A 25,606-nucleotide genomic window follows, 5' to 3' on the forward strand; every position below is an offset into this window, starting at 1 on the left:
CTTGAGGCTCACCGTTCTGCGCAAGTCATTGCTCCCGCTGCTGGCGGTCGCCCTGTGGGCGTTTGGGCCCGTTGCTGCCTACGCCCAGGTGGACGTCGACGCGGGTTCGCCCGTCGTCCTCCCCCCGTCCACTCCCGCCGCCACGCCCGTATCGCCTCCGGATGGGGGCCCTCCCTCGGGCGCGGACGCGCCGCTGGCGTCCTCTCCGGACGACGAGGACACCAACGTCTCCCCCTCGGATCGCGTGGTGGAGATCCGCATCGAGGGCAACCGCCGCGTGGAGTCGGAGGCCGTCCGCCGCGCCATGCGCACCCAGGTCGGTGACGCGCTCACCCGCTCCGCGGAGGACCTCCGCGCCATCTGGGCCCTGGGCTACTTCACGGACGTGCAGCTGCTCGCGCAGCGCCTGGCCAACGGCATCGCGTACGTGGTGCGCGTGTCGGAGCGCCCCACCATCCGCGCCGTGGCGCTCCAGGGCAACGAGGAGCTCAACGCGGAGGACCTGAAGGAGCAGCTGGATCTCAAGGTCGGCACCATCCTCGACATCGAGGCCGTGCGCGCCACGCAGAAGAAGATCCAGGAGAAGTACGTCGAGAAGGGCTACTTCCTGGCGGAGGTGACCTACAAGCTGGAGCCGGTCGAAGGCGGCGCCGCGGTCACCGTCGTCTACATCATCAACGAGCACTCGAAGGTGATGGTGAAGCAGATCATCCTCCAGGGCGCGGAGAAGGTGTCCCCGGAGGAGCTCAAGGCGACCATGATCACGAAGGAGGGCGGCTTCCTGTCCTTCTTCACCGGCGAGGGCACCTACCGCGAAGAGGCCTTCCAGCGCGACCTCGCCGTCATCCAGATCGCCTACTACGACCGCGGCTTCATCAACGTGCGCGTGGACAAGCCCACCGTGCAGCTGTCCGCGGACAAGCGCGACATCTACATCACCCTGCACATCACCGAGGGTGAGTCGTACGACATCGGGAAGATCGACTTCGCGGGCGACCTGGAGCGCCCGCCGGAAGAGCTGCTGCGGCTGATGAAGTCGCGCCCCAAGGAGCGCTTCAACCGCGGCCAGCTCTCCACGGACATCTCCGCCATCTCCGACGTGTACTTCGACAAGGGGTACGCGTACGCCAACATCAACCCCGTCACCTCCGTGAACGCGGAAGACCGGACGGTGGACCTCACCTTCGACATCCAGAAGGGCCCGCTCGTCAACATCGAGCGCATCGACGTCGTCGGCAACACCAAGACGCGCGACAAGGTCATCCGCCGCGAGCTGCGCGTCTACGAAGGCGAGCTCTACAACGGCACCGGCGTGAAGCGCAGCCGCGAGCGCGTCACCGCGCTGGGCTTCTTCGAGACCGTCGAAATCACCCAGCACCCGGGCAGCACCGACAACGCCATCGTGTTGCAGGTGGAGGTGAAGGAGAAGGCCACGGGCACCTTCCAGGTGGGCCTCGGCTTCTCCAACGTGGAGAACTTCATCTTCACGGCCCAGGTGTCGCAGAACAACTTCCTCGGCTGGGGCCAGAGCGTGTCCGCGTCCGCCCAGATCTCGGGCCTGCGCTCGCTCGTCCAGCTGTCGTTCTACGACCCGTACTTCCTGGACACGAACTACCTCCTGTCTGCGGAGTTCTTCCGCGTGCAGGCGGACTACGAAGGCTTCATCCGCAACTCCACGGGCGGCACCATCTCCCTGGGCCGCCAGCTGGTGGACGACGTGCTCGCCACGGTCGGCTACTCGCGTGAGTACGTGGACGTGCAGGCGGGGCAGGGCATTGGCGCGGTGCTGCTCGCCAACCAGTTCCAGTCCGGCGTCACCAGCGCGCTGCGCCTGTCCGTGTCCTTCGACCGGCGCGACAACCGCCTCTTCCCGTCGCGCGGCTTCATCCACTACGGCTCGGTGGAGACGGCGCCCTCGTTCCTGGGCGGCACGTTCCTCTTCAACCGCTACACCGCCTACTCGCGCCTGTACTTCCCCCTGCCGCTGGGCTTCGTCTTCAAGACGAACGCCACGATGGGCTACGTGCAGCAGCTGGACTCCAGCAAGCCGCTGCCCATCAGCGAGCTCTATTACGTGGGCGGCATCAACACGATCCGCGGTTACTACCTGCGCAGCATCAGCCCCACGCTGCTGGTGCCGCGCGCGGACAACCCGGACGCCAACGTCACCGAGTTCCGGGTGGGCGGCAACAAGCAGCTCATCTTCAACTTCGAGCTGGAGTTCCCCATCTTCGAGAAGGCCGGCCTGCGCGGCGTGCTCTTCTACGACGCCGGCAATGCCTTCGGCTCAAACGAGAAGTTCTTCGAGGACCGGCAGGACAAGCTGCCCCTGGGCCTCTTCCACGCGGCGGGCTTCGGCTTCCGCTGGTTCTCGCCCATCGGACCCCTGCGCTTCGAGTGGGGAATCCCGCTGACCAAGCGGCCGTCGGACGACTCCATCCTGTTCGAGTTCACGATCGGTAACTTCTTCTGATAGGCATTGACCCCAAGGCCTTCCCGGTACGTCCTTCTCCGCCCTACCCGGGCGGAAGTGAACAGGCCGGGATGGCGGACGTCGGAGCCTGCAGCACCCTTTCCGAGGAGCCTTGACCCATGTCGCTTCGAAGCACCCTGGCGGCCGCCGCCGCTGTCCTGTCGCTCGCCCTCCCGGTTGCCGCTTCGGCCGCCGAGCTCAAGGTGGCCTACGTCGACCTGCAGCGCGTGCTGCTGGAGGTGGATGACGGCAAGGCCGCCAAGGCCCGTCTCCAGAAGTGGCTGGAGGACCGCCAGAAGGAGATCGACAAGGAGCAGGAGACGCTCCGCAAGGAGAAGGACACCCTGGACAAGCAGGCCAGCGCCATGAGCGAAGCCACGCGCACCCAGAAGGCCACCGAGCTCCAGAAGAAGGTGATGGAGCTGGCGCAGAAGTACGAGCGCAGCCGCGCCGAGGCCGCCAACAAGGAGCGCCAGGAGATGGAGCCCATCGTCAACCGCATCGACCAGGTCATCGCTTCCATCGCGGAGCGGGACGGCCTGGGCATGGTGCTGGACAAGCGCGACTCCGGCATCGTCTTCGCGCTGTCCCAGTACGACATCTCCAACGAGGTCGTGCGCAGCTACAACAACAGCGCCTCCAAGAAGCCCGCGCCGGCGGCCAAGGACGCCCCGGTCAAGAAGTAGGCGTTGGACACCCCCGTGCCATCCGCATCCAACGCGCACCGGCTGGGGGACATCGCCACCCACGTCCGGGGTGAGCTCCTCGGCGACCCCGGACTGCTCGTCCATGGCCTGAACGGCCTGGAGGAGGCAGTCCCGGGGGAGGTGTCGTTCTACGGCAACCCCCGCTACCGCAAGCAGTTCGAGGCCACCCGCGCCTCGGCGGTGCTGGTGGGGATGGATGCCACCGCTCGCGACGGCGTGGCCCTGGTGCGGGTGCCCAACCCTCACCTGGCCTACGCGAAGCTCCTCGCCCTGTTCCACCCGGCCACGCGGCCCGCCGCGGGCATCCACCCGGCGGCCCACGTGCACCCGGAGGCCACGGTGCACCCGGAGGCCACGGTGAAGGCCGGGGCGGTGGTGGAGAAGGGCGCCCACGTCGGCGCCCGCACGGTGCTGCACTCCGGGGCCTACGTGGGTGAAGGCGCGCGCGTCGGCGACGACTGCGTGCTCTACCCGCACGCCACGGTGCGCGAGAACTGCGTGGTGGGCTCGCGCGTCATCCTCCACGCCTCGTCGGTGGTGGGCGCGGACGGCTTCGGCTTCGCGTTCGACGCGGAGGGCGAGGACGGCCCCCGCCACTTCAAGATTCCCCAGGTGGGCATCGTCCGCATCGAGGACGACGTGGAAGTCGGGGCCTGCACCTGCATCGACCGTGCGACGGTGGGTGAAACGGTGGTGGGCCAGGGGACGAAGCTCGACAACCTGGTTCAGATCGCCCACAACGTGCGCGTGGGCCCGCTGTCGCTCATCTGCGCGCAGGCGGGCGTTTCGGGTTCGGCGGAGGTGGGCACCGGCGTGGTGCTCGCGGGGCAGGTGGGCGTGGTGGGCCACATCCGCGTGGGAGACCTGGCCAAGGTGGGCGCGCAGTCGGGCGTCGCCCATGACGTTCCGGACGGGCAGGTCGTCAGTGGCAGCCCCGCCATCCCCCACAAGGAATGGCTGCGCGCCAGCGCCGCGTCGGGGCAGCTGGCGGACCTGCTCAAGGAAGTGCGCGCCCTTCGCAAGAGGGTGGAGCTGTTGGAGAAGGAGAAGGGCGGATGATGGACATTGGCGAGATCCAGGCGCTGCTGCCGCACCGCTACCCGTTCCTCCTGGTGGACCGGGTGGTGGAAATCGTGCCGGGCCAGAAGCTCACGGCCTACAAGAACGTCACCATCAACGAGCCCTTCTTCAACGGCCACTTCCCGGGGCACCCGGTGATGCCGGGCGTGCTCATCCTGGAGGCGCTCGCCCAGGCCACGGCCATCCTTGCGTATAAGACGGAAGCCATGGACCCGACGCGGCTCGTCACGTACTTGATGGGCGTGGACAACGCGCGCTTCCGCAAGCCGGTGGTGCCCGGGGACCGGCTCCAGTTGGACATTGAAGTCATCCGCCACAAGGGCGCCATCTGGAAGACGAAGGGTGTGGCGTCGGTGGATGGCGCCAGGGTGGCGGAAGGGGAGTTCCTCGCCACCGTGGTGGACAAGAACAAGGCCGCCAAGGCCGCCAAGGGCGACGAGAGCGCGGCGCCGTAGGGCGCGTCATTCGCGCTGCTGAGGAGAGAAGGACATGGCGCAGGTTCATCCCACCGCGGTCGTCCATCCGGGAGCCCGGCTCCACGACACCGTGGAGGTGGGGCCGTTCTCGGTCATCGGGCCCCATGTCGTCATTGGCGCGGGCACCCGCATCGGGCCGCACGTCGTCATCGAGGGCCGCACCACGTTGGGGGAGCGCAACCACCTCTTCCAGTTCTGTTCCGTGGGCGCGGCGCCCCAGGACCTGAAGTACGCGGGCGAGGACACGGAGCTCGTCATTGGCGACGAGAATCAAATCCGTGAGTTCGTCACGGTGAACCTGGGCACGGTGGCCGGTGGTGGCGCCACGCGCCTGGGCCACCGCAACCTGCTGCTCGCCAACAGCCACATCGCGCACGACTGCGTCGTGGGCAATGAAGTCCTCCTCGCCAACGGGGCCGCGCTCGCGGGCCACGTGGTGGTGGAGGACGCGGTGAAGATTTCGGGCCTCGTCGCGGTGCACCAGTTCACCCGGCTGGGGCGCTACGCGTTCATCTCCGGCGGCTCCATGGTCACCATGGACGTGCCCCCGTACTGCACCGTGCAGGGCGACCGGGCCACGCTGGTGGGCCTCAACACCGTGGGCCTGGAGCGCGGCGGCTTCACCGAGGAGCAGATTGGCCGTGTGAAGGAGGCCTACCGCATCCTCTTCCGCTCCAAGCTGGGGCTTCAGGACGCGCTCGCGCAGCTTCGCGGGGAGCTCTCCAGCCACCCGGAAGTGGAGCACCTGGTGCGGTTCGTGGAGACGAGCAAGCGCGGCGTCACGCGCTAGGCCTCTTCACGAGGGAACGGAGGGGAGTGGGTGGAGCGCATCGGGCTCATCGCCGGTAACGGCCAGCTTCCCTTCCTCTTCGCGCGGGCCGCCCGTGCGCGCGGCCTGGAGGTCGTGGTGGCCGCGCACCGGGGAGAGACGGACCCGGCGCTGGAGCAGGAGGTCGGCCACTTCGCCTGGGTGCGCGTGGGGCAGGTGGGCCGCATCCAGAAGGTCTTCCGCCAGGCGGGTGTCACCCGGGCGGCCATGGCGGGCGGCATCGGCCGCGTGCGCGCTCTCACGGATGCCCGTCCGGACCTGGGCGCGGTGCGCATCATCTCCCGCCTGCGCAGCTTCCGGGACGACGCGCTCCTGCGCGCCGTGGCCGCGGACTTCGAATCCCAGGGCATCACCATCATCGCGCCCACGGACTTCCTGGGCGAGGTGCTGTGCCCCGAAGGGCACCTGGCGGGCCCCACGCTCAAGCCCGCGCAGGAGAAGGACGTGGCCCTGGGCCGCGAGGTGGCGGTGCTCCTGGGGCAGGCGGACGTGGGCCAGACGGTGGTGGTGCGTGACGGCCACGTGCTCGCGCTGGAGGCCGTGGAGGGCACCGACGAGACCATCCGCCGGGGCGCGAAGCTGGGCGGCCCGGGCGCGGTGGTGGTGAAGCGCTGCAAGCCGGAGCAGGACCTGCGCTTCGACTTGCCCGCCGTGGGGCCTCGGACGCTGGAGGTCATGGCGGAGGTGGGCGCCCGGGTGCTGGCGCTGGAGGTAGGGCGCACGGTGCTGTTGGACGCACCCGCACTCTTCGCGGGGGCCACCGCGCGAGGCATCACCCTGGTGGGCGTGCGGTAGGCTTCCGCGGGAATCCGTTCCCCCGGGCTGGAGTTGCCTCCCCACCTCCCCCGCGACGCCGAGGTTGACGCCGCATGTCCGTTCGACTCCTACCTCTCTTGGCCCTGCTGGGCCTGCCGCTCACCGCCTCCGCGGAGGCCATCCGGGTATCGCTGGAGGGCAAGGCGGCGCTGGGTGAAGGCGTGCCCACGCTGGTCATCCACATCGAAGAGCCCATCGACGGCTTCGAGGTGAAGCTCAAGCGCAGCGACGGCAAGGCGGTGGAGCTCAAGGGGGGCGGCAAGCCGGGCATCACCCGCCGCCTCGCCCTGGAGCAGCCGGAAGGGAAGTTCCACTACGAGGGCGAGCTCACCGTGCGGTTCCCGGGCGGGGCGGAGCCGGGCTCCATGCCTCTCTCGTTCGACACGGAGCTCAACGGCCCGCTGAAGCTGGAGGTTCGCCCGGAGGACGTGGACGTGCCCGGGCGCAAGCTGCGCTTCACGCTGTCGCGCCCGGCCGCGAAGACGGAAGTGACGGTGAAGATGGACACCGGCAAGACGGCCTTCGCGGGCGACGTGGACTTCAAGGGCGCGCCCGCGGGCACGCCGTTGGAAGTGAAGTGGCTGCCGGCGGAGGGCAAGGTGATGCACATCCGCCTGAGGGCCTACGACACCTCCGACTTCTACACGGGCGTGGACCTCTACCCGTGGCAGGTGGACATCCCGCACGAGGAGGTGACCTTCGCCTCCGGCCGCTCGGACGTTCCCTCGGCGGAGAAGGGCAAGCTGGACGCCAGCTACAAGAGCATCACGGAGGCGTTGAATAAGTATGGCCGCTGGGCGTCGCTGCGCCTGTACGTGCTCGGGCACACCGACACGGTGGGCAGCACGAACGACAACCGCGAGCTTTCGCTCAAGCGGGCGAAGAGCATCGCGACCTACTTCCGCCAACGCGGCCTGAAGGTACCAGTGTTCTACGAGGGCTTTGGTGAGCAGTCCCCGGCGGTGCCCACGCCGGACGAGACGGCGGAGGCGGGCAACCGCCGCGCCGAATACATCATCGCGGTGGAGGACCCGTCCCTGACGAACGCGCCCTTCGCCCCTCGCTGGCGCAAGCCTTGAGGTGTCACATGGTGGAACTTGCTCGCATCCGTTGGGCGCTCGCCGTGGCGGGCCTGGGCTTCTTGGGGACGGTGGGCTGCGCGCACTCCGTGCCCCTTGAGCAGCGCGTGCAGGCCGAGGACGAGAAGTGCACGCTCCTCCAGGCGCTGATGCGCCAGCCCGCGCCCGCGAAGGCCATCCAGAAGTTCGTCGCCGAGGGCAAGGAGGAGAGGGCCCCCGTGGTCGTCTACGTGCGCCACCCGGAGGAGGCCACGCTGGAGCGCTTCTTCACCGGCGACACCCAGTGCGCGAACGAGTCGTTCAAGGTCGTGCAGGAGAACGTCGTGGACGCCGTGGTGGTGTACCTGCAGGAGGTCCAGGGCGGCTACGCGTACGACGCGCAGCGCTCCAGCCCGGACCGCCTCACCATGGACGGCCGTCCCCAGGGCACCGTGCGCAAGGACGGCGCCGTGTGGGTGGCGGGCGCGGACGCTATTTGAGCAGGTCCTTCGCCCCGTCCGCGATGAACTGCACCGCGATGGCGGCCAGGATGAGGCCTGACACGCGCTCCAGGATGGCGACGCCGGACTGACGCAGCACCCGCTGCACCAGGCTGGACGCGTTGAGGATGAAGTAGGTCACGGTGAAGGTCAGCACCACCGCCGCGACCACCGGCAGCGCGGAGACGAAGGACGTCCCGGAGCGCGCCATCAGCACCATGGCGGTGGCGATGGCGCCCGGCCCCGCGAGCAGCGGAATGGCCAGCGGGACGATGGCCACGTCCTCCTTCACCACGCCTTCTTCTTCTTCCGTGGGGCTGGTGCGCGTGGAGGACGGACGGGCGCGCAGCATGTCCAGGGACGTAATCAGCAGCAGGATGCCGCCCGCCACGCGGAAGGCGCCCAGCGACACGGCGAACACCTGGAAGATGACGCGGCCGAAGACGGCGAAGAACAGCATCATCCCGCACGCCACCAGGCAGGCGCGCAGGGCGGTGCTGCGAATCTGCTGCTTGGTGTCCCCCGCCGTCATCGCCAGGAACAGCGGCACGACGCCAATCGGGTCCACCACGAAGAAGATGGCGGACAGCGAAACGAGGAAGGTGGACACCATGGCGGACATCGACATGGCGCTTTAGACCGTGAAGCGCAGCTTCCAGACCATGCCCAGCGCTTCGACGAAGATCTTCTTGTTCATTTTCGAGTGCCCCACACGCCGGTCCTCGAACACGATGGGGACCTCGCGCACGGTGAATCCCTTGCGCAGGGTGCGGTAGGTCAGCTCAATCTGGAACGCGTACCCGGTGCTGCGCACCTCATCCAGGTTGATGCTCTCCAGCACGCGGCGGTTGAAGCACTTGAAGCCGCCGGTGAGGTCGCGCACGTCCACGCCCAGGATGCTGCGCGCGTAGAGCGAACCGCCGCGGCTGATGATCTTCCGGCCCACGCCCCAGTTCACCGTGCCGCCGCCATCCACGTAGCGCGAACCCAGCACCAGGTCCGCGCCGCCTTCCGCAGCGTCCATGAAGGTGGGCAGGTAGCGCGGGTCGTGGCTGAAGTCCGCGTCCATCTCCAGGATGTACGTGTAGCCCTCGGCCAGGGCCCACCGGAAGGCGGCCAGGTACGCACGGCCCAGGCCCTCCTTCTTCTCGCGGTGGAGCACGCGCACGCGCGGGTCCTTCGCGGCCAGCTCATCCGCGAGCTGTCCCGTCCCGTCGGGCGAGTTGTCGTCGACGACGAGGATGTCCACACGGGGGTCCGCCGCCAGCACCGCCTGGGTGATGGGGCCGATGTTGTCCCGCTCGTTGTAGGTGGGGATGCAGACCAGCGCACGGTTCATGACCCGGCGGACATACCCCAAACCCGGCGCTGGAACAGCACTCCCGACGCCAACCCGGTCGGTTCTCCGGGTCAGGAGACATGGCGCGGGGGCAACAGCTCCAGCACCGTCTGGGCCGCGCGGTGGGCGGCTCCCACCTCACCCAGGCGTCCGCGCACCTCGGCCAGGCCCTGGACCATGGCGTCGCGGGGCTCACCCGGCAGCCACACGCGCCGCACCTCGGAGGCGATGTTCTCCGGGGTCATCTCCCCCTGGAGCAGCTCCGGCACCACGCGCCGGCCCGCCAGCAGGTTGATGAGCGACACGAAGGCCACCTTCAGCATCAGCCGGCCCACCCAATACGTCACCAGCGACACGCGGTACACGACGACGAGCGGACGCTCCATCAGCCCCGCTTCCAGCACCGCCGTGCCGGAGGCCACCACTGCGGCGTCGCTCGCGCCCACCACCTCCGGGGCGCGCCCGTCCACCAGCACCGGCGTCACGCCGCTGCCCTCGAAGCGGGAGAGGATTTCCTCCTTGGCGATGGTGGGCGCCACCGGCACCACCACCTGGAGCCCCGGCCGCTCGGAGGCCAGCTGCTTCGCGGCCCGGACGAGGGTGGGCAGGATGCGGCGAATCTCACTCATCCGGCTGCCGGGCAGCAGCGCGAGCGTGGGCGCGTCCTGGGACAGGCCCAGGCGCTGCCGGAACTCGAGGGCGCTGGCGGCCTTGGGCATCTGCTCCAGCACGGGACTTCCCACGTAGCGTGCGGGCACCCCGGCCTCCCGGTAGAAGTCCTCCTCGAAGGGCAGGATGCAGAGCATCCGGTCCACCAGCCGCTGGATGGTGCGCACGCGGCCCCGGCGCCAGGCCCAGATCATCGGGGACACGTAGTAGGCCACGGGGATGCCCAGGGCCTTGAGCTTCTTGGCCAGGCGCAGATTGAAGTCCGGGATGTCCACCAGGATGGCGCAGACGGGACGGCGCTCCTCGGCGGCCTGGGCCAGGTCCTTCATGATCCGCAGGATGCGGGGGATACGGGGGAGCACCTCGGTGATGCCCATGACGGACACTTCGCGGGCGTCGTGGATGAGCTCCACCCCCCGGGCGGCCAGCCGGGCGCCTCCCATGCCGAAGAAGGTGAGGTCGGGGCGCAGGGCCTGGAGTGCGGCGACGAGCTCCGAGGCGTGGGTGTCGCCGGAGGCCTCGCCGGCCACGACGAGGATGCGGGGGGAGGATGGCTGCGTCATGGGAGGCAAGACCCTCATCGTAGCTGATGCGCGGAGGGAGGGAGGTTGTAGACTGCGGCCCCCTTGAAGACGCTTCTGCTCGCTGAGAGCCACCCCCCGACCCTGGAGCACCTGACGGGCTTGCTCTCGCAGGCCGGGTACACCGTTCGGGCGGTGAATGACGCCGTGATGGCGTTGGAGCACTTCTCGGCGGACAACCCGGACGTGGTGGTGCTGGGCGTGGACCTTCCGCGAGTGGAGGGACAGCACGTCGTGCACCTCATCCGAGGGCACAGCCAGGGTGGGCGTGTGCCCATCGTGGCCATCGACAAGGGGCACCTGGGCCGCGCGAAGGGCGTGAGCTCGGTGCTGGACCTGAAGGTCAACGCGTACATCCCGGATCCGCTCAAGCCGGGCGAGCTGGTGCCTCGCCTGGAGGCACTGGTGAAGGCCGCGCAGGCCATTACGCTCACGGGCCTGTCCGCCACGCTGTCGAGGCCCGCGGTGGCGGCGGGGGACCTGAAGGCCTTCCCGCTGCCGGCGCTCCTTCATTCGCTCTACCGGCTGCGCCGTGACGGCGTGCTGGTGGTGGCCCTCAAGGGTCTGTCGCGCCGGGTGTTCTTCCTGCGAGGCGGGCCGGTGAACTTCGACTCCTCCGCGAAGGAGGACGCGCTGCCACGCTTCCTGCGCGAGCGTCGGGTCCTCACGGAGGCGCAGGAGCAGCCGGTGGTGGAGTCGCTCGCCTCCGGCCTGCGCATCGGCGCGGCGCTGGCGGACGTGGGCGTGGAGGCGGTGGGCGAAGACCTGCTGGCACTCCTGCGCGACTTCACCCGGGACCGGCTAGGGCGCGTGCTGGCCATGCGCGAGGGCCGGTACGCGTTCTACGCGGGCGACGAGTTCTCCTCCGAAGTGGCCTCCGTGGATCAGCCCGCCCTGGCCCCGCTGCTGGAGGCCGCGCGCAGGCGCATGCCCCTGCGGGTGGTGGCGAACGCGCTCAAGGCGCACCTGAACGAGTACCCGGTGCGCTCGGCGGACTTCGGCCGGGACCTCCAGTCGATGGCGCTGGACACGGAGGACATCAAGCTGGCCATGCAGGTGAACGGCCGCATCGTGCTCAAGGACCTGCTGGCGCACGGGCGCGCGGAGCTGCGGGCGGCGTACACGCTGCTGTGGTTCCTCAAGCTGACGGGCGGGGTGACGTTCTCCGCGACGCCGGTGGCCACGGGGACAGACGTGTTGAGCGCGGCGGCGGTGCCGGACGTCATCGCGCCGCGCAAGCGCAAGAGCCTGCCCGCGGAGACAGCGGCGGCGCTGCGCGAGGAAGCGGTGCGCATCATCACGCGCAGCTACTTCGGCGGGCTGGGGTTGGACCTCGCGGCGGACAAGGAGGCGGTGGAGCGCGCGTACCACGAGACGGCGATGCGCTTTCACCCGGACACCTACGCGGAGTTCGACCTCTCCGACCTGCGCGACCTGTTGGAGCAGGTGCAGGAGAAGCTGTCAGCGGCGTACCGCGTGCTGAGCGTGGATGAGAAGCGCCGCGCCTATCTCCAGTATTTCTTCAGCCGGCAGGAGGTGGTGGGCCGCGCGACCGCCATCAACGTGGACGCGGAGCTGGCACTGCGCCGGGGCGAGTCCGCGATGAAGCGGGGCGACTACAAGGCGGCCATCCAGGGCTTCGAGGAGGCGGTGTCGCTCAACGGCGGTGAGCCCGAGTACTACTCGTACCTCGCCTGGGCGAAGTACCGGGGTTCGCCCGGGCCGTTGATGCAGCGGGCGCTCGCGGCGCGCAAGGTGCTCAAGCAAGCGCTGACGTTGGATCCGTACCTGGAGCGGGCGCAGATCATCGCGGCCATCATCGAAATCGACCTGGACGACGTGCCGCTCGCGCGCAAGAAGTTGATGAAGGTGCTGGAGCTGAACCCGTATTCGGTGCTCGCGAGGGCGGCGTTGCAGAAGGTGGTGAAGTAGTCATGCATCACGCGCTCCGGCGGCTGCTCCGCTACGCGAAACCGCACGCGGGAATCCTCGTCCTGGCCTTCGCGTGCATGGCGGTGTTGGGGCTCGCGACGGGCGCGTACGCGTACCTGCTGGGCCCGGCGCTGCGCTTCCTGTTGTCGGGAGGCGAGGAGGGCTTCGCGAGCGCGCACCGGGTGCCCTGGCTGGCGAACCTGCCGCGCGAGGCAGCGCTCTGGGGTTTCCCGGTGCTGGTGCTGTGCGTGGGCGCGGTGAAGGGCGTGGGGTACCTGGGCCAGTTCTACTTCATGGGCCTGTTCGCGCAGCGAGTGGTGAAGGACCTGCGGCGCGACCTGTTCCTGCGGCTCACGGCGCTGTCGCCGTCGCAGCTGTCAAAGGAGCGGACGGGAGATCTGCTCAGCCGCTTCTCCTCGGACGTGATGGCCGTGGAGCTGGCCGCCATGTACACGGTGGGTTCGTACCTGCGAGACACCATTCAGGTGCTGGTGCTCGCGGGAGTGGCGCTGGCGATGAGCCCGATGCTCGGAGGGCTGATGCTGGCGGTGATTCCGCTGGCGGCGCTGCCCGCATCGAGGCTGACGCGCAAGGTGCTGAAGGGAACGCGAGAAGGGCAGGCCCACCTGGGCCAGCTCGCGGGCCAACTGCACGAAGGGCTGGGGGGCCTGCGCACCATCCAGGCCTTCAACGGACAGGAGGCGGAGTTGGCGCGCTTCGAGTCCTACGCGAAGGCCCACGAGGAAGCGGTGGTGGGCGCGGCCTGGGCGCGAGGAGGTGTGCCGGGGTTGATGGAGGTGCTCGCCGCGGCGGCGCTCGCGGGAGCGCTGGGGTACGCGGCGGCGACGCGAGCGATGGAGCCAGAAGCGCTCTTGTCGCTGCTCACGGCGGTCATCCTCGTGTACCAGCCGGTGAAGGACCTGGGCCGGGTGACGCAGTTCGCGGTGCAGGCGGGAGCGGCGGGAGAGCGCCTCTTCGCGCTGCTCGACCTGAAGCACCCCGTGGAGGACGCCACCGGCGCGGGGCCGGCGCCAGCGCTGCGTGAGTCGCTGCGCATGGAGGACGTGCGCTTCTTCTACGGCGAGCGCCGAGCGTTGGACGGGCTGACCCTGGACCTGAAGGTGGGGCAGGTGGCGGCGCTGGTGGGAGGCAGTGGAGGCGGCAAGAGCACGGTGACGTCGCTGCTGCTGCGCTTCGAGCGTCCCCAGCAGGGGCGCATCCTCCTGGATGGCGTGGACGCGGACACGTACACGGCGGCGAGCGTCCGGAGTCAGTTCGCGCTGGTGACGCAAGAACCGCTGCTCTTCCACGGCACCGTGCTGGAGAACCTGAGGCACGCGAGGCCCGAAGCGACGAAAGAGGAAGTGGAGGCCGCGGCGAAGGTGGCGAACGCGGACGCCTTCATCCAGGGCCTGCCCCAGGGCTACGACACGCGCATCGGAGAGCGAGGCGTCATCCTGAGCGGAGGCCAGCGCCAGCGCCTGTGCATCGCGAGAGCGGTCCTATCCAAGGCCCCGGTGATGGTGCTGGACGAAGCGACCAGCAGCCTGGATCCAGAGAACGAGCGCGAGGTGCAGGCCGCGCTGGCGAAGGTGCTCCCCGGCAGGACGGCGCTGGTCATCGCGCACCGGCTGTCCACGGTGACGAGCGCGGACGTCATCCACGTGGTGGAGGCGGGCCGCATCGTGGAGAGCGGAAGCCACGCGGACCTGCTCCAGAAGGAAGGCCGCTACGCCGCCATGTGGCGCCTGCAGACATCAGGTCCCGTCGAGCGGGGAGCGGCGTGAGCAAGGCGGGCTCGGTGACGCAGCCCCTCGCTCTGGCGATAGCGCTTGGAAGGCCGCTGCGTCGCCACAAGGCGCCTGCAGACGTCGGGTCCCGTCGGGCGGGGAGCGGCGTGAGCAAGACGGGCTCGGCGACGCGGTCCCTCGCTCTGTCGATAGCGCTTGGAAGGCCGCTGCGTCGCCACATGGCGCCTGCGGACGTCAGGCCCCATCGAGCGGAGAGCGGCGTGACCAATGTCGTCACGGCGGAGCAGCCCCCCGACCTGGCGATAGAGCAAGGAAGGGCGCTCCGCCGCCACGTGTCGCTGGACGTAAGGCCCTTCGAGTGGGGGGCGGTATGAGCAAGCCAATCACGGCCAGGCGGCCCCTCTCCCTGGCGATCCGCGCGGTGTTCGGTGTGCTGTTCCTGCTCCTGGGAGTCGCGGGCTTCTTCGCCTTCGCGGCGGGCTTCGCGGACTACCCCGTCGTCGAGCCTGTCCCGGACGCGAAGCCGTGGATCCGCGGCGCGTACCACGTGCACACCACGCGCTCGGACGGGAACGGGACGCCCGCGAAGGTCGCCCGGGAGGCGAAGGCCGCGGGCCTCGACTTCGTGGTGCTCACCGACCACAACGACTTCAAGCCGCCCGCCGCGACCTGGATGGACGGCGTGCTGCTCATCCCCGGGGTGGAGATTTCGACCAGCGCGGGCCATCTGGCGGCGTTCGGCATGCAGAGGCCCATCGAAGGCGTGAAGCCCTGGGGCCCACCGGAAGAGGCGGTGGCCGCGGTGGAAGCCGCCGGAGGCACGGCGGTCCTCGCGCATCCGGTCCAGACGAAGAACCCCTGGAAGGACGAAGCGACGGCGCACCAGGTCCCAGGCTTCGAGCTGTACTCCGCGGACACCTTCTTCCGGCAGGCGCTGCGAAGTCCGGTGAGCCGGCTCCTGCCCGCGGTAGGCGCCTCCCTGGTGAGCCCGGTGCACGGCGTGATGCTGCTAGCGGTCCCAGAGCCACGCCCGACAGAGCGCTTCCTGGAGCTGACGCGAGAGCGAAAGCGCATCGCCCTGTGCGGCAACGACGCGCACGGAGTGCCCGCGTACGAGGACATCTTCAACGCGCTCGACATGGAGCTCCCGCCGGACGTGCTGCCGGGCCCCCTGTCCCAGAACGCGCGCGAAGCCGCGGCCCAGGTCACGCAGGTGCTGGCGAGCGGCCAGGCCCTCTGCGTCTTCCGAGCGCTCGGAGCGCCAGCTGGCTTCGCCCTGGAAGGTTTCGACGCGAACACGAGGGAAGCCCCCGTGGGCACGGTGCTGACGGTCCGCCTCCCGGAACACACCCCGGGCACGGTGGAGGTCCGGGTGTGGGGTGACGGCCGCCTGCAACCCGACGGGCAGCACATCGAGCTGACCGGTCCCGGAGCAGTCCAGGTGGAGGTCTGGGCCCACGCGCCCGGACGTTTCTTCGGCCACGAGTGGCGGCCCTGGCTTGTTCCCAGCCCGGTGCGAGTGGTGCCGAGACCGCCGGGCATCTGATAGAGCGCGGGACGTCGCCCATGCGCCTGCTCTACGTCGTCGCCACCTACGTCCTCTTCGCGCTGTTGTTCCCGGTGCTCTGCGTGTACCGGAAGACGCGTCACGGGCTGAAGCAGCGGCTGGGCTTCTATGGGCCGGGAGACCTGCCGAAGGGAGAAGGCCCGCTGCTGTGGTTGCACGGAGCCAGCGCGGGAGACCTGCTGGCCCTGTCGCCCATGTTCGGCCCCCTGCGCCAGCGTTTCCCTGGCTGCCGCATCGTGCTCTCGACGATGACGGACAGCGGCCACGCGATGGCAAGGGACCGCCTGGCGAAGCAGATCGACGGAGTCGTGTACGTGCCCTACGACCTCTGGGGAGCGACGCGAAGGGCGGTGCGAGCCCTTCAGCCGGACCTCCTCATCCTCGAGTACACGGAGGTCTGGCCCAACCTCATCCGAGCCGCGAAGCATTCCGGAGCGAGCGTGGTGATGACCAACGGGCGCTTCTCCCCGGCGAACGTGGGGAAGTACCAGACGCTCTTCGGCCTCATCGAAAACCCGCTGAAGGACATGGACCTGCTGCTGATGCGGCAGGACGAGGAAGCCGAAAGAGCAAAGGCCCTCGGCGCACCGGCCGAGCGGGTCCTCACCACCGGGAACACCAAGTTCGACGCCCTCGCGGCGGGGCCAGCCCCGGAGGACGAAGCCCTGCGAACCGCCCTCGGTCTGTCTCCAGCGGATCCGGTGTGGCTCGCGGGAAGCACGCACGAGGACGAGGAAGAAATCCTGTTGCAGGTGTATCAGCGTCTACGGGAGCGCTGGCCCACGCTGAGCCTGGTCATCGCGCCGCGCTACCTGAACCGGGCGGAGCGGATCCAGACCCTCGCCAGGGAGCGGAACCTGACCGTGGGCCTGCGCTCACAGGGCAACCCGGAGCGAGCGCCGGTGGTGGTGATGGACTCGATGGGCGAGCTGTCCCGAGCCTACCGCCTGGCGACGGTGGTGTTCGTGGGAGGCTCGTTCACGAAGCGAGGCGGCCAGAACATCCTGGAGCCAGCGGGGCAGGGCCGGCCGGTGTTGTTCGGCCCGCACATGGACAACTTCCGAGACAGCGTCGCGGTGCTGCAAGGCAACGGAGGCATTCAAGTGGCGGATGGAGAAGCCCTGCACGCCGCACTGGAGGACCTCCTCGCCCATCCCGAACGCCGGCAGCAACTGGGAGCCCAGGCCGAAGCCACGGTGCGCCGCATCTCCGGAGCCAGTGAGCGCAATGCGGAAGCCATGGCCGCGCTAAGGAGGGCTCCTCGATGACGCTCATCGTCCATCCCCACTTCCACAAGCGGTACACGGGAGTGACCCGGCACGTGGAGTCCGTGGTGCCAGCGCTGGCCCAGGGCGACGAGACACGGGTCATCGGCTCCGGCCTGACGGAGGCCCTGCCGCGCATCACCTGGGGAGAGCTGATCCGCCGCTCGCACCAGGAGCCCATCGTCTGGCACGCGCACCGGAACAACGAGCTGCTGGCGGGGATGCTCCTGAAGGCCTTGGGAGGAAGGGTCCAACTCGTCTTCACGAGGCATACGTCGGTGGCCCCCACGAGCTTCACCCGCTGGCTCGCCAGGGGCGCGGACGCGCTCGTGTCGCTCACGAAGCAGATCTCCGACGTCATCGCGCTCCCCTCCACGGTGATTTCGCACGGCATCGACCTCAAGCGCTTCCACCCACCGGAAGACCGCGACGCGGCCTGGGCCCGACTCCAGCAGGGAGGCCGCTACGGCATCGGCGTCATCGGCCGCATCCGCAAGGAGAAGGGGCAGGGCGACTTCATCGAAGCGCTGAGGCCGCTGTTGCCGCAGCGGCCGGACTGGCAGGCGGTGCTGGTGGGGCTCGCGAAGGGGCCGGACCTGGCATGGGTGAACGGGCTGCGCCAGGGCATCGAGGACCGGGTGCGCCTCGCGGGCGAGCAGTCCACCATCGAGCCCTGGTACCAGGGCCTGAGCATCCTGGTGCATCCCTCCTACGCGGAGGGCTACTCGCTGGTGCACGTGGAGGCGATGGCCTCCGGGTGCTGCGTGGTGGCCTCGAAGCTGCCGTACCTGGACACCCTCATCGAGCACGGCCGCACGGGCTTCTTCTTCGAACCCGGAGACGTGAAGGGCCTGCGCGACCTGTTGGACGAACTGACCCGCGAACCGGAGCGGGCCCGTCAGGTCGGCCGCAACGCGCAGGAAGAAGCGCGCAGCCGCTGCGGCGTCGAGCACGAAGCCCGGGCGCTCCGTGACCTCTACCATTCGCTGGTGAAGCGCTGATGCGCATCCTGCACCTGCTCGCGAGTCCCTTCTGGAGCGGCCCGGCGGAGAACGTCGCGCTGTTGGCCCAGGCGCAGCGGGCCCTGGGCCACGAGGTCACGGTGGCGGTGGACCGCAAGCGCCGGGACATCGCCGCCGAGGAACCCGCCGTGCCGCGCTTCCAGCAACTGGGCCTCCTGGACGAGGGCGGCCTGACGTTGTCCGTGAAGTCTCCACCGTGGGAAATCTGGAGCGACCTGCGAGCCCTCCGCCGCAGGACGGTGGACGTGGTCCACGCCCACTTCACCCATGATCATCTCGTGGCGCGCTGGGGAACGCCGAAGGGCGCGGTGCGGATCCGCTCCATCCACGCGCCCCGTTCGCTGCGTGCATCGCTGCCCGAAGCGAGCGCGTACACGGTGCCCGCGAGCCACCTGATGGAGAAGCTCGAAGGCCGGCACCGCCCCGTCCAGGTCCTGCCTGCGTTGGTGGACCCGATGTTCGAGCCCCCCCAGGACCGCAAGGCCCTCCGCCGGACCCTGGGCCTCGAAGACACGCATCTCGTGGGAATGATCTCCACGTTCCAGCAGAGCCGCCGTCACGCGCTGGGAGTCGAAGCCTTCGCTGCGTTCCGCCAGCAACGTCCCGAAGCTCGCCTCGTACTGGTGGGCGACGGGGCCCTGCTCGAAGCGACGCGGACACAGGTGACAGAGCGAGGCCTCACCGAACAGGTGACGCTCGCGGGCTACCAGCAGGGAGCGGACTTCGCGAGGTGGCTGCAGGCCCTGGATGAAGTCTGGATCCTCGGTCTGGGAAACGACTGGAGCGCGAGGGCCGCGGCACAGGCCAGGGCCTGCGGCGTCCGAGTGGTCGCGGTGAACGAGGGAGCACTCCCGGAGCTGTCGGACGCGAAGGTGGAAGCGCCCACGGTAGAAGCCGTCGTCACCGCCGCGCTGTCCGGAGCAAAGGCAGGCACCCGGCACCCGACGAACGAGCACATCGCCCGGGATATCCTGGTCCTCTACCAGAAGGCAGCGGAGCCACGGCGATGACGGGTGGACCCACGGCCCTGGAGCGGATCTTCTATCCGCCGGCACCGGAGCCCTGGACCCGTCGTGCCCTCCTGTCACCGCTCACGCTGTTGTCCTGGACCTACAGCGGAGCGGTCCGCCTCCGAGGTGCCCTCTACGATTCGGGATTGAAGCGAGCCGAACAAGTCGAAGGCCTGCGGATCATCTCCATCGGCAATCTCAACGTTGGAGGCACGGGCAAGACCCCCGCGGTCCTCCATCTCGCGGAGATGCTGATCCGCGAAGGACGCAAGGTCGGCATCCTCACCCGAGGCTACGGACGCGAGTCCCAGGAGCCACTCACCTTCACGGGCGCGGAGGCCCTGCCCGCGGTGACGGAAGCCGGAGACGAACCCCTGCTGCTCGCGCGCAGGTGCAAAGGGGCCCGGCTCTTCGTGGGAGCGGACCGCGTCGCGGCGGCATTCCGAGCCCGGGACGACTTCGGCCTCGACACGGTCCTGCTGGACGACGGCTTCCAGCACCGCCGCCTGCACCGTGACGAAGACCTGGTGGTCGTGGACGAAGCCGTGGGCCTCGGCAACGGCCAGCTGCTCCCAAGAGGCCCGCTGCGCGAGCCCCCATCGGCCCTGCGCCGCGCCACGCTCCTCTGGCTGAGAGCCGCTTCCGGAGACACTGCCCCCAACCCATGGCTCGAAGGAGTGACTGTTCCCAGGGTTCGGACGCGCTATGGACCCACTGCGTGGTGGGACCCTTCGGGGACCGAGCACGCGACGAAAGCGCTCGAAGGAAAGCCGGTGCTCGCCCTGGCGGGGCTGGCTCGGCCCGGAGGGTTCCTGAAGACCGTGACCACACTCGGAGCGGAGGTCCGGGACGCGGCCCTCTTCCCAGATCACCATCGCTTCACGGCGGACGAGCTTCGCCAGGTCGAAGCCCGGGCCCGCCAGCACGGAGCGCTCGTGGTGACGACGGAGAAGGACGCGGTGCGCCTGCCCGCCGGCTTCGAGGCCTGGGTGGTGCGCCTGGGAGTGGAGGTCCTGGAGGGCGAAGCGCATCTGAAGCGGGCGCTCGGGCTGCAGGGAGAGACGCGCGACTTGTGAGGGCTGGACCGCTGTGGGACAACGCGCGCCCATGCCAGCGGCCCCGTCTTCACGTCCGGCAGCTTCGTCTTCGCGCCTGCCACTCTCCTTCGCGCGCCGTCGGGTGTTGCTGGTGGGAGACCTGGTCGCCGACCACTACCTCTACGGACAGACGGACCGGGTGAGCCGCGAGGCCCCGGTGCTCATCGTCCGGTACGAGTCGTCGGAGGTGAATCTCGGAGGCGGGGCCAACGTGGCGGCCAACATCCGAGCGCTGTCGGGGCAGGTGACGGCGGTGGGCGCCCTGGGCGTGGACTCCATGGGCAGCGAACTGCGCAAGCTCTTCGAAGCCGCGGACATCCGGCTGCACGCGGTCAGCAGCCGAAGCATCCAGACGGAGACGAAGACGCGCATCCTCGCGGGAGGCATCAGCACCACGAGGCAGCAGATGCTCCGCGTCGACCGGGGCCAGCGAGGCCCCCTCCCGCCCCGGATGCGCAAGGCCATCGCCAGGCAGGTCGAAGCCGCCGCGAAGGATGCGGACGCGGTGGTGGTCTCGGACTACGGAGCAGGCGTCGTCAGCGACGAAGTCCGGACAGCGTTGCGAAAGCTCGCCGCGGACGGCCTCCCGGTCTGCGTGGACAGCCGCTACGCGCTCATGGCCTTCGCGGGCCTCACGGTATGCAAGCCCAACGAGCCGGAGCTGGAAGCGCTCACGGGCCGTCCGGTGCGCACGAAGGAAGACCTGCTGGAGGCCGGTCACGAAGCGGTCCGCAAGCTGGGCTGCCAGGCCCTGCTGGTGACGCGAGGCCGGCACGGCATGGCCGTCTTCGACGCGAAGGGCGGCGTGGACCTCATCCCCGTGCACGGAGCGAAGTCGGCGGTGGACGTGACGGGAGCGGGCGACACGGTCATCGCGAGCTTCGCGTTGGCACTCGCGGCCGGAGCCTCGTTCGGTGAAGCCGCGAGGCTCGCGAACGTCGCGGGCTCGCTGGTGGTGCAGAAGCCCGGCACGGCGACGGTCTCCCGCGAAGAACTTCTCGAAGCGCTGCGGAGCCCACGATGAACACCCTGGACAAGCTTCGTCCCCTCGCCGCCATCGCGGAGGAGCGGGAACGCTGGCGCGAGCAGGGCCGCACGGTGGCCCTGGCCAACGGCGTCTTCGACCTGCTGCACGTCGGGCACGTCCGCTACCTGGAAGGGGCGAAGGCCCTGGCGGACGTGCTGGTGGTGGCGGTGAACTCGGACGCTTCCACCCGGGCCTACAAGGGGCCGGGCCGTCCGCACATCCCGGAAGCGGAGCGCGCGGAGTTGGTCGCGGCGCTGGCCTGCACGGACCGCGTCGTCGTCTTCGACGAGCCGAACGTGCGAACCATCATCCGCGCCCTCAAGCCCGACGTGCACGTGAAGGGGACGGACTACACGCCAGACTCCATTCCGGAAGGTGACGAGGTCCGGGCTTACGGAGGCAGGACGGCGGTGGCGGGAGACCCGAAGGACCACAGCACCACGGACCTGGCCCGCAGGCTCGGCCGCGAAGGCGCGAAGTAGCCCATGGACCTGGACCCGGTGCTGAGGTCCATCCTGGGATGTCCCCACTGCAAGGGCCCGCTCGAAGAGCACCAGGGCCCCCCGCCCGAAGTCCGCTGCGGCAGGTGCCTGCGAGCCTGGCCCGTGGAGGAAGGCGTCCCCCAGATGGTGCCCGAGCAGGAGCGACCGCTCACCCCGTGAGCGAGGCCCGCCCCGCGACGAACGACCGGACCTCCGAGGCCACGCGCTGCTCCAACCCCACGCCAGAAGCCCCATCCACGATGGGCGTCAGGTCCACCATCCGGTGGGGCGCCACCGCATGGCCCCATCGCTCCATGTCGATGCGCAGGAAGAACGCGAGCGTGGGTGCGCCCACGGCGACCGACAGGTGCATGGGCCCGGTGTTGTTGCAGACGGTAAGGCCGGCGGTCCGCATGAGCGCACCCAGCTCATCGATGCTCGTCGCCGGAGCCAGCTCCGCCCCAGGAGCGCCGGAGATCACGCTCCGAGCCAGGGCCTCCTCTCCAGGTCCCCAGGTCACGACCGGCGAATAGCCGAGCGAAATCAGCTCCCGGGCCGCCGCCGCGAATGCCTCGGCGGGGATGCGGCGCTCACCCAACCGGCCCCCCGGGTTGATGACCGCGCGCCGCGAACCCGTCCCGGAGAACGTCGCCAGATAGCCGCGGAACGCCTCGCCCAGCACCGGCTCCCGGAACGAAAGCCCCTCGGCGACAGCGCCCTTCGTCAGGGGCGTCAGCAGATGTGTGCGCTGAATGGCCTCGTGCCGCGTATCGGACCTGGCCGGCACGGACACCGACTGCAGCAGCGACACCGGCCAGATGCCGGGTCCAATGACGACCGCCTTGGGGCCCACCATTCGCGCGATGAGCGCGCTCGTCACGGATGGAGCACTCCAGTTGGCGCAGTCCACCACGGTGTCATAGCCCGCGCGACGGAGAGCGCGGATGCCAGGCGCCAGGGGCCCCAGCCAGAGCAGGCGCCGGTCGAACGCCAGGACCGCGTCCGCGTCAGGGTGTCCCTGGAGGACGCGAGCCACCTTGGCGTGCACCAGCACGTGCACTTCCGGAGGCGGGTGGAGATGTGCCTTGAGGGTCCGCATCAGGGGCGTGGTGAGAAGGGCCTCGCCCACGCGGTTGTCGGGCCGGACGAGCAGGACCTTGCGCGGGTGGGGAAGGGGCGTTCCGGGAGGACAGCGACGTCCGGGGCGCCAGAACAGGAGGGAAGCCAGGAGCGTCAGTGCCAGCTTCGCCCACGTTTCAAGCCGCTTGTGCCACGCCATCGGCGGCGGACCCTACCAGAATTGGAACGGACACAAGACGCTGGCTTGACCTTGGGACCGAAAGCCCCTAGCACCCGGCCCGATGCTCAAGAGCATGACCGGATTTGGCTCGGGCCGCGCCCGCGTGGGGGACGAAGAGGTCTCCGTGGAAGCACGCTCGCTCAACCACAAGTTCTGTGAAGTGAAGGTCCGGCTGCCGCGCGAGCTGTCCGCGCTCGAGCCCGCCCTCGTGAAGCAGGTGAAGGACCGCCTCGCGCGAGGCTCGGTGGAGATTTTGGTGCGCCGGCAGGCCGCCACCGTCTCAGGCAACGTCCCCACGGTGGATGTCGCCCTGGCCCGCGAATACGCACGCGCCTTCCGCGAAGTCGCCGAGGCCATGGGCCAGTCGGTGGAGATCGCCTGGTCGCAGGTGGCCAACCAGCCGGGCGTCATCCGCCTGGAAGAGAAGGGCGTGGACGTGGAGGCCGCCACCCAGGCCACGCAGACCGCGCTCCAGCAGGCGCTCGCGGCCCTGGAGACGATGCGGAACACCGAAGGCGAGTCCATCCACACGGACCTGGACGCCCGGATGAAGCTCATCGAGGGCTGGAGCCAGGAAGTCGCCCGGCTCGCGCCTCGCGCGGTCAGTGACTACCAGCAGCGGCTCACCGAGCGTGTCGCGGAGCTCGCGCGCGGCGTCGCGGTGGATCCGCAGCGCCTGGCGCAGGAAGTGGCCCTGTTCGCCGAGCGCACGGACATCGCGGAAGAGGTGACCCGGCTCGCGACCCACCTCGAGCAGTTCCGGCTCCTGATGGCGAGCCCCGAGCCGGTGGGCCGGCGCATGGACTTCCTCGTGCAGGAGATGCACCGCGAGGTGAACACGACAGGCTCCAAGAGCCAGCACGCGGAAATCTCCGCGCGCGTGGTCTCGATGAAGGCCGAGGTCGAGCGCATCCGCGAACAGGTGCAGAACGTCGAATGAACGAACCCACTGGACTCCAGCCTGGCCTGCTCCTCGTCCTCTCCGCGCCGTCCGGAGCGGGAAAGACCACCCTCGCGCACCGCCTGCTGAAGGAGATGCCGGACGGCATCTTCTCCACCAGCGTCACGACCCGGCGCCCCCGGGGCAAGGAGCAGGAGGGCGTGGACTATCACTTCGTGGGCGTCGCCGCCTTCCAGGAGAAGATCGAGAAGGGGGAGTTCGTGGAGTGGGCCGAGGTCCACGGCCACTTCTACGGCAGCCCCCAGTCCGTGGTGGACGAAGCCCGCACGCGCCGTGGCACCGCCATCTTCGATATCGACGTCCAGGGCGGGCAGGCCATCAAGCGCAAGCACCCCGACGCGGTCCTCATCTTCGTGCTGCCCCCCTCCATGGAGGAGCTGGAGCGGCGGCTGCGAGACCGTCAGACGGACGCGGACGAGACCATCCGTCGCCGGATGCTGGCTGCCCGCTCGGAGATCGAGCGGGGAATCGCGTCCTACGACTACATCGTGGTGAACGACGACTTCGAGCGCGCTTATCAGGAGCTGCGCTCGGTGGTGGTCGCGGAGAAGTGCCGGCGGGGGAGGGTGGACCTCTCCAAGCTCAGGTTCGGGAGCTGAAATCCGCCAGGGGAATGGGTGGAACCGCCCCACGGGTTCCCCCTCCACCACGTCGCACCGCGCCGGCAGTCTGCATCAAATTTCTTGCGCTGGCCGATCGCCTGATGGATAAGCCGCCCACCTCGCGGCGACACGCAGGCGCCACTCCGATGGCACCTGGGCGACGCAGAAACGGGGGGGAGGCGCAGTCGGCCTCATCGGTGACGGGAAGTTGACATTCTCCGAACCGATTCTTAGATGGTGCCGCAGCAGGGCAGTCGATCAGCGGGCGTTGAAGGTGTCGGAGCGGGTTGCCGCCTCACGGGAGGCGGAGCAGATCGGGAAGTAGAAGCAGCGGTCGAACGGTTGACACAGGATGCGGCGGTGGTAGAAGCCGCGCCCCTCACCTCGAAGCCCGCGCACTGGCGCGGAAGGCACTTCGGGGAGAGAGCAGCACCGAAAAGAAAATAGGGCAGTCAACCAAGCGAGTTGACAGCGAACGCGGCGAAGAGATAGAAGCCGCGCCCCACCGAGGAAGCAGCGGTCCGGAAGGCAACACAACGGACGCAAAGCGGTGAGGAAAGCTGACAGCAAGCGGTTGACAGGGAGGACGGCGCTGAAGTAGAAGCCGCTCCCCTTCGGAAAGAAACGGCGGAAGTCACTGGACGGCGCCGATGAATTTCGAAGCAGCCCGCAGGACGCAAAAAGCGAAGTTGACGCTGAATGCGAACTGAAATAGAAGCTGCAACCCCGCTGGTTGAAGCAAAACCAGCAACGAAGTAGACGGTAGCAAAAGTCGCGAAGCAAGACAAGCGGCTCGGTCTTTGAAAACCAAATAGCAAGCCCAAGCAGTAATGGATTGCGGAAACCCGCAGTCAATTTTTTGAGGGCGCTTCACCTCAAGAGCAGCGCTGAAAAGCGCAGCGAGAGGGAAGTGCCGACGAATCAGCGAGCCGAGGCTCCTTAGCCGGGTCTCGGGGAACGCCGGTTCAAGCAAACCAAGAATACAATTGGAGAGTTTGATCCTGGCTCAGAACGAACGCTGGCGGCGTGCCTAACACATGCAAGTCGAGCGCGAATAGGGGC

23 protein-coding genes and 1 rRNA gene are annotated in these 25,606 nt (G+C 69.0%); 20 read left to right on the forward strand and 4 right to left on the reverse strand.

From position 1 onward, the window contains the following. Position 1: 1 nt before the first annotated feature. From bamA to D7Y15_RS18280, 8 genes are all read left to right on the forward strand, one after another. Positions 2-2,473 carry an outer membrane protein assembly factor BamA gene (bamA, locus tag D7Y15_RS18245; protein ID WP_233596847.1) on the forward strand — a complete coding sequence of 824 codons (2,472 nt, stop codon included), beginning with the start codon at positions 2-4 and terminating at the stop codon, positions 2,471-2,473. Positions 2,474-2,592: 119 nt separating this feature from the next. After that, a complete protein-coding gene (locus D7Y15_RS18250; RefSeq protein ID WP_014395493.1) occupies positions 2,593-3,159 on the forward strand; it encodes an OmpH family outer membrane protein in 567 nt (188 codons plus the stop codon). 15 nt (positions 3,160-3,174) lie between these two features. After that, complete coding sequence (gene lpxD, locus D7Y15_RS18255) at positions 3,175-4,239, forward strand: UDP-3-O-(3-hydroxymyristoyl)glucosamine N-acyltransferase (protein WP_120595198.1); 1,065 nt, start codon at positions 3,175-3,177, stop codon at positions 4,237-4,239. After that, positions 4,236-4,715, forward strand: coding sequence for a 3-hydroxyacyl-ACP dehydratase FabZ (gene fabZ / locus D7Y15_RS18260; RefSeq protein WP_367303409.1), 480 nt, complete (start codon positions 4,236-4,238; stop codon positions 4,713-4,715). Before lpxD ends, fabZ begins: the two co-directional genes overlap by 4 nt. A 34-nt stretch (positions 4,716-4,749) precedes the next feature. Next, positions 4,750-5,526 carry an acyl-ACP--UDP-N-acetylglucosamine O-acyltransferase gene (gene lpxA, locus D7Y15_RS18265; RefSeq protein ID WP_120576362.1) on the forward strand — a complete coding sequence of 259 codons (777 nt, stop codon included), beginning with the start codon at positions 4,750-4,752 and terminating at the stop codon, positions 5,524-5,526. 30 nt (positions 5,527-5,556) lie between these two features. Further along, positions 5,557-6,360 carry an LpxI family protein gene (locus D7Y15_RS18270; RefSeq protein ID WP_120576363.1) on the forward strand — a complete coding sequence of 268 codons (804 nt, stop codon included), beginning with the start codon at positions 5,557-5,559 and terminating at the stop codon, positions 6,358-6,360. Positions 6,361-6,434: 74 nt separating this feature from the next. After that, on the forward strand, positions 6,435-7,460 hold the full coding sequence (locus tag D7Y15_RS18275) for an OmpA family protein (protein WP_120576364.1): 1,026 nt from the start codon (positions 6,435-6,437) through the stop codon (positions 7,458-7,460). 8 nt (positions 7,461-7,468) lie between these two features. Continuing rightward, on the forward strand, positions 7,469-7,939 hold the full coding sequence (locus D7Y15_RS18280; RefSeq protein WP_120576365.1) for a hypothetical protein: 471 nt from the start codon (positions 7,469-7,471) through the stop codon (positions 7,937-7,939). On the opposite strand, the gene D7Y15_RS18285 is transcribed toward D7Y15_RS18280, so the two are convergent. From D7Y15_RS18285 to lpxB, 3 genes are all read right to left on the reverse strand, one after another. Beyond that, positions 7,932-8,561 carry a MarC family protein gene (locus D7Y15_RS18285; RefSeq protein ID WP_121753388.1) on the reverse strand — a complete coding sequence of 210 codons (630 nt, stop codon included), beginning with the start codon at positions 8,559-8,561 and terminating at the stop codon, positions 7,932-7,934. The genes D7Y15_RS18280 and D7Y15_RS18285 overlap by 8 nt on opposite strands. 12 nt (positions 8,562-8,573) lie before the next feature. Beyond that, positions 8,574-9,278: a polyprenol monophosphomannose synthase gene (locus D7Y15_RS18290; protein ID WP_120576367.1), complete on the reverse strand. Its 705-nt coding sequence runs from the start codon at positions 9,276-9,278 to the stop codon at positions 8,574-8,576. 71 nt (positions 9,279-9,349) lie between these two features. Continuing rightward, positions 9,350-10,510 (reverse strand): lipid-A-disaccharide synthase, encoded by a 1,161-nt coding sequence (lpxB, locus tag D7Y15_RS18295; RefSeq protein WP_120576368.1) that lies wholly within the window; start codon positions 10,508-10,510, stop codon positions 9,350-9,352. A 63-nt stretch (positions 10,511-10,573) separates the two neighbouring features. On the opposite strand from lpxB, the gene D7Y15_RS18300 reads away from it, so the two are divergent. From D7Y15_RS18300 to D7Y15_RS18340, 9 genes are all read left to right on the forward strand, one after another. After that, on the forward strand, positions 10,574-12,460 hold the full coding sequence (locus D7Y15_RS18300) for a DUF4388 domain-containing protein (RefSeq protein WP_120576369.1): 1,887 nt from the start codon (positions 10,574-10,576) through the stop codon (positions 12,458-12,460). 2 nt (positions 12,461-12,462) lie between these two features. Then, positions 12,463-14,247: an ABC transporter ATP-binding protein gene (locus tag D7Y15_RS18305; protein ID WP_121753376.1), complete on the forward strand. Its 1,785-nt coding sequence runs from the start codon at positions 12,463-12,465 to the stop codon at positions 14,245-14,247. A 334-nt stretch (positions 14,248-14,581) separates the two neighbouring features. Then, entirely contained in the window at positions 14,582-15,757 is a 1,176-nt protein-coding gene (locus D7Y15_RS18310) for a PHP domain-containing protein (protein WP_121753377.1), read from the forward strand. Between the two features lie 20 nt (positions 15,758-15,777). Further along, on the forward strand, positions 15,778-17,046 hold the full coding sequence (locus D7Y15_RS18315) for a 3-deoxy-D-manno-octulosonic acid transferase (RefSeq protein WP_121753378.1): 1,269 nt from the start codon (positions 15,778-15,780) through the stop codon (positions 17,044-17,046). Then, the gene (locus tag D7Y15_RS18320) at positions 17,043-18,044 is read left to right on the forward strand and encodes a glycosyltransferase family 4 protein (RefSeq protein ID WP_121753379.1); all 1,002 of its coding nucleotides are present in this window, start codon (positions 17,043-17,045) and stop codon (positions 18,042-18,044) included. Before D7Y15_RS18315 ends, D7Y15_RS18320 begins: the two co-directional genes overlap by 4 nt. Then, the gene (locus D7Y15_RS18325; RefSeq protein ID WP_121753380.1) at positions 18,044-19,075 is read left to right on the forward strand and encodes a glycosyltransferase; all 1,032 of its coding nucleotides are present in this window, start codon (positions 18,044-18,046) and stop codon (positions 19,073-19,075) included. Before D7Y15_RS18320 ends, D7Y15_RS18325 begins: the two co-directional genes overlap by 1 nt. Further along, positions 19,072-20,151, forward strand: coding sequence for a tetraacyldisaccharide 4'-kinase (gene lpxK, locus D7Y15_RS18330; RefSeq protein WP_121753381.1), 1,080 nt, complete (start codon positions 19,072-19,074; stop codon positions 20,149-20,151). The genes D7Y15_RS18325 and lpxK overlap by 4 nt, the downstream gene beginning before the upstream one ends. 31 nt (positions 20,152-20,182) lie before the next feature. Then, entirely contained in the window at positions 20,183-21,196 is a 1,014-nt protein-coding gene (locus D7Y15_RS18335; RefSeq protein WP_121753382.1) for a bifunctional heptose 7-phosphate kinase/heptose 1-phosphate adenyltransferase, read from the forward strand. Next, complete coding sequence (locus D7Y15_RS18340) at positions 21,193-21,681, forward strand: adenylyltransferase/cytidyltransferase family protein (RefSeq protein WP_120576377.1); 489 nt, start codon at positions 21,193-21,195, stop codon at positions 21,679-21,681. Before D7Y15_RS18335 ends, D7Y15_RS18340 begins: the two co-directional genes overlap by 4 nt. 169 nt (positions 21,682-21,850) lie before the next feature. Here D7Y15_RS18340 and D7Y15_RS18345 read toward each other — a convergent pair whose 3' ends face one another. After that, the gene (locus D7Y15_RS18345; RefSeq protein ID WP_121753383.1) at positions 21,851-22,960 is read right to left on the reverse strand and encodes a glycosyltransferase family 9 protein; all 1,110 of its coding nucleotides are present in this window, start codon (positions 22,958-22,960) and stop codon (positions 21,851-21,853) included. A gap of 82 nt (positions 22,961-23,042) precedes the next feature. On the opposite strand from D7Y15_RS18345, the gene D7Y15_RS18350 reads away from it, so the two are divergent. The 3 genes from D7Y15_RS18350 to D7Y15_RS18360 all read left to right on the forward strand — a co-directional run. Next, on the forward strand, positions 23,043-23,921 hold the full coding sequence (locus D7Y15_RS18350; protein ID WP_121753384.1) for a YicC/YloC family endoribonuclease: 879 nt from the start codon (positions 23,043-23,045) through the stop codon (positions 23,919-23,921). After that, positions 23,918-24,541 carry a guanylate kinase gene (gene gmk / locus D7Y15_RS18355; protein WP_121753385.1) on the forward strand — a complete coding sequence of 208 codons (624 nt, stop codon included), beginning with the start codon at positions 23,918-23,920 and terminating at the stop codon, positions 24,539-24,541. The genes D7Y15_RS18350 and gmk overlap by 4 nt, the downstream gene beginning before the upstream one ends. A gap of 986 nt (positions 24,542-25,527) precedes the next feature. Then, positions 25,528-25,606: ribosomal RNA gene (locus D7Y15_RS18360) — 16S ribosomal RNA — on the forward strand; the annotation flags it as partial.

This window comes from Corallococcus sp. AB030 (assembly GCF_003668965.1).
Classification (GTDB): Bacteria; Myxococcota; Myxococcia; order Myxococcales; family Myxococcaceae; genus Corallococcus; species Corallococcus exiguus.

Excerpts from the sequence above, each read along its gene's own strand:
- D7Y15_RS18345 (WP_121753383.1), bottom strand. The coding sequence starts at position 22,960 with ATGGCGTGGCACAAGCGGCTTGAAACGTGGGCGAAGCTGGCACTGACG.
- D7Y15_RS18305 (WP_121753376.1), top strand. The coding sequence starts at position 12,463 with ATGCATCACGCGCTCCGGCGGCTGCTCCGCTACGCGAAACCGCACGCG.
- D7Y15_RS18275 (WP_120576364.1), top strand. The coding sequence starts at position 6,435 with ATGTCCGTTCGACTCCTACCTCTCTTGGCCCTGCTGGGCCTGCCGCTC.
- lpxA (WP_120576362.1), top strand. The coding sequence starts at position 4,750 with ATGGCGCAGGTTCATCCCACCGCGGTCGTCCATCCGGGAGCCCGGCTC.
- lpxB (WP_120576368.1), bottom strand. The coding sequence starts at position 10,510 with ATGACGCAGCCATCCTCCCCCCGCATCCTCGTCGTGGCCGGCGAGGCC.
- D7Y15_RS18290 (WP_120576367.1), bottom strand. The coding sequence starts at position 9,278 with ATGAACCGTGCGCTGGTCTGCATCCCCACCTACAACGAGCGGGACAAC.
- gmk (WP_121753385.1), top strand. The coding sequence starts at position 23,918 with ATGAACGAACCCACTGGACTCCAGCCTGGCCTGCTCCTCGTCCTCTCC.
- D7Y15_RS18280 (WP_120576365.1), top strand. The coding sequence starts at position 7,469 with ATGGTGGAACTTGCTCGCATCCGTTGGGCGCTCGCCGTGGCGGGCCTG.
- D7Y15_RS18325 (WP_121753380.1), top strand. The coding sequence starts at position 18,044 with ATGCGCATCCTGCACCTGCTCGCGAGTCCCTTCTGGAGCGGCCCGGCG.
- D7Y15_RS18250 (WP_014395493.1), top strand. The coding sequence starts at position 2,593 with ATGTCGCTTCGAAGCACCCTGGCGGCCGCCGCCGCTGTCCTGTCGCTC.
- D7Y15_RS18315 (WP_121753378.1), top strand. The coding sequence starts at position 15,778 with ATGCGCCTGCTCTACGTCGTCGCCACCTACGTCCTCTTCGCGCTGTTG.
- lpxK (WP_121753381.1), top strand. The coding sequence starts at position 19,072 with ATGACGGGTGGACCCACGGCCCTGGAGCGGATCTTCTATCCGCCGGCA.
- D7Y15_RS18320 (WP_121753379.1), top strand. The coding sequence starts at position 17,043 with ATGACGCTCATCGTCCATCCCCACTTCCACAAGCGGTACACGGGAGTG.
- D7Y15_RS18340 (WP_120576377.1), top strand. The coding sequence starts at position 21,193 with ATGAACACCCTGGACAAGCTTCGTCCCCTCGCCGCCATCGCGGAGGAG.
- fabZ (WP_367303409.1), top strand. The coding sequence starts at position 4,236 with ATGATGGACATTGGCGAGATCCAGGCGCTGCTGCCGCACCGCTACCCG.
- D7Y15_RS18350 (WP_121753384.1), top strand. The coding sequence starts at position 23,043 with ATGCTCAAGAGCATGACCGGATTTGGCTCGGGCCGCGCCCGCGTGGGG.
- D7Y15_RS18335 (WP_121753382.1), top strand. The coding sequence starts at position 20,183 with ATGCCAGCGGCCCCGTCTTCACGTCCGGCAGCTTCGTCTTCGCGCCTG.
- D7Y15_RS18285 (WP_121753388.1), bottom strand. The coding sequence starts at position 8,561 with ATGTCCGCCATGGTGTCCACCTTCCTCGTTTCGCTGTCCGCCATCTTC.
- D7Y15_RS18310 (WP_121753377.1), top strand. The coding sequence starts at position 14,582 with ATGAGCAAGCCAATCACGGCCAGGCGGCCCCTCTCCCTGGCGATCCGC.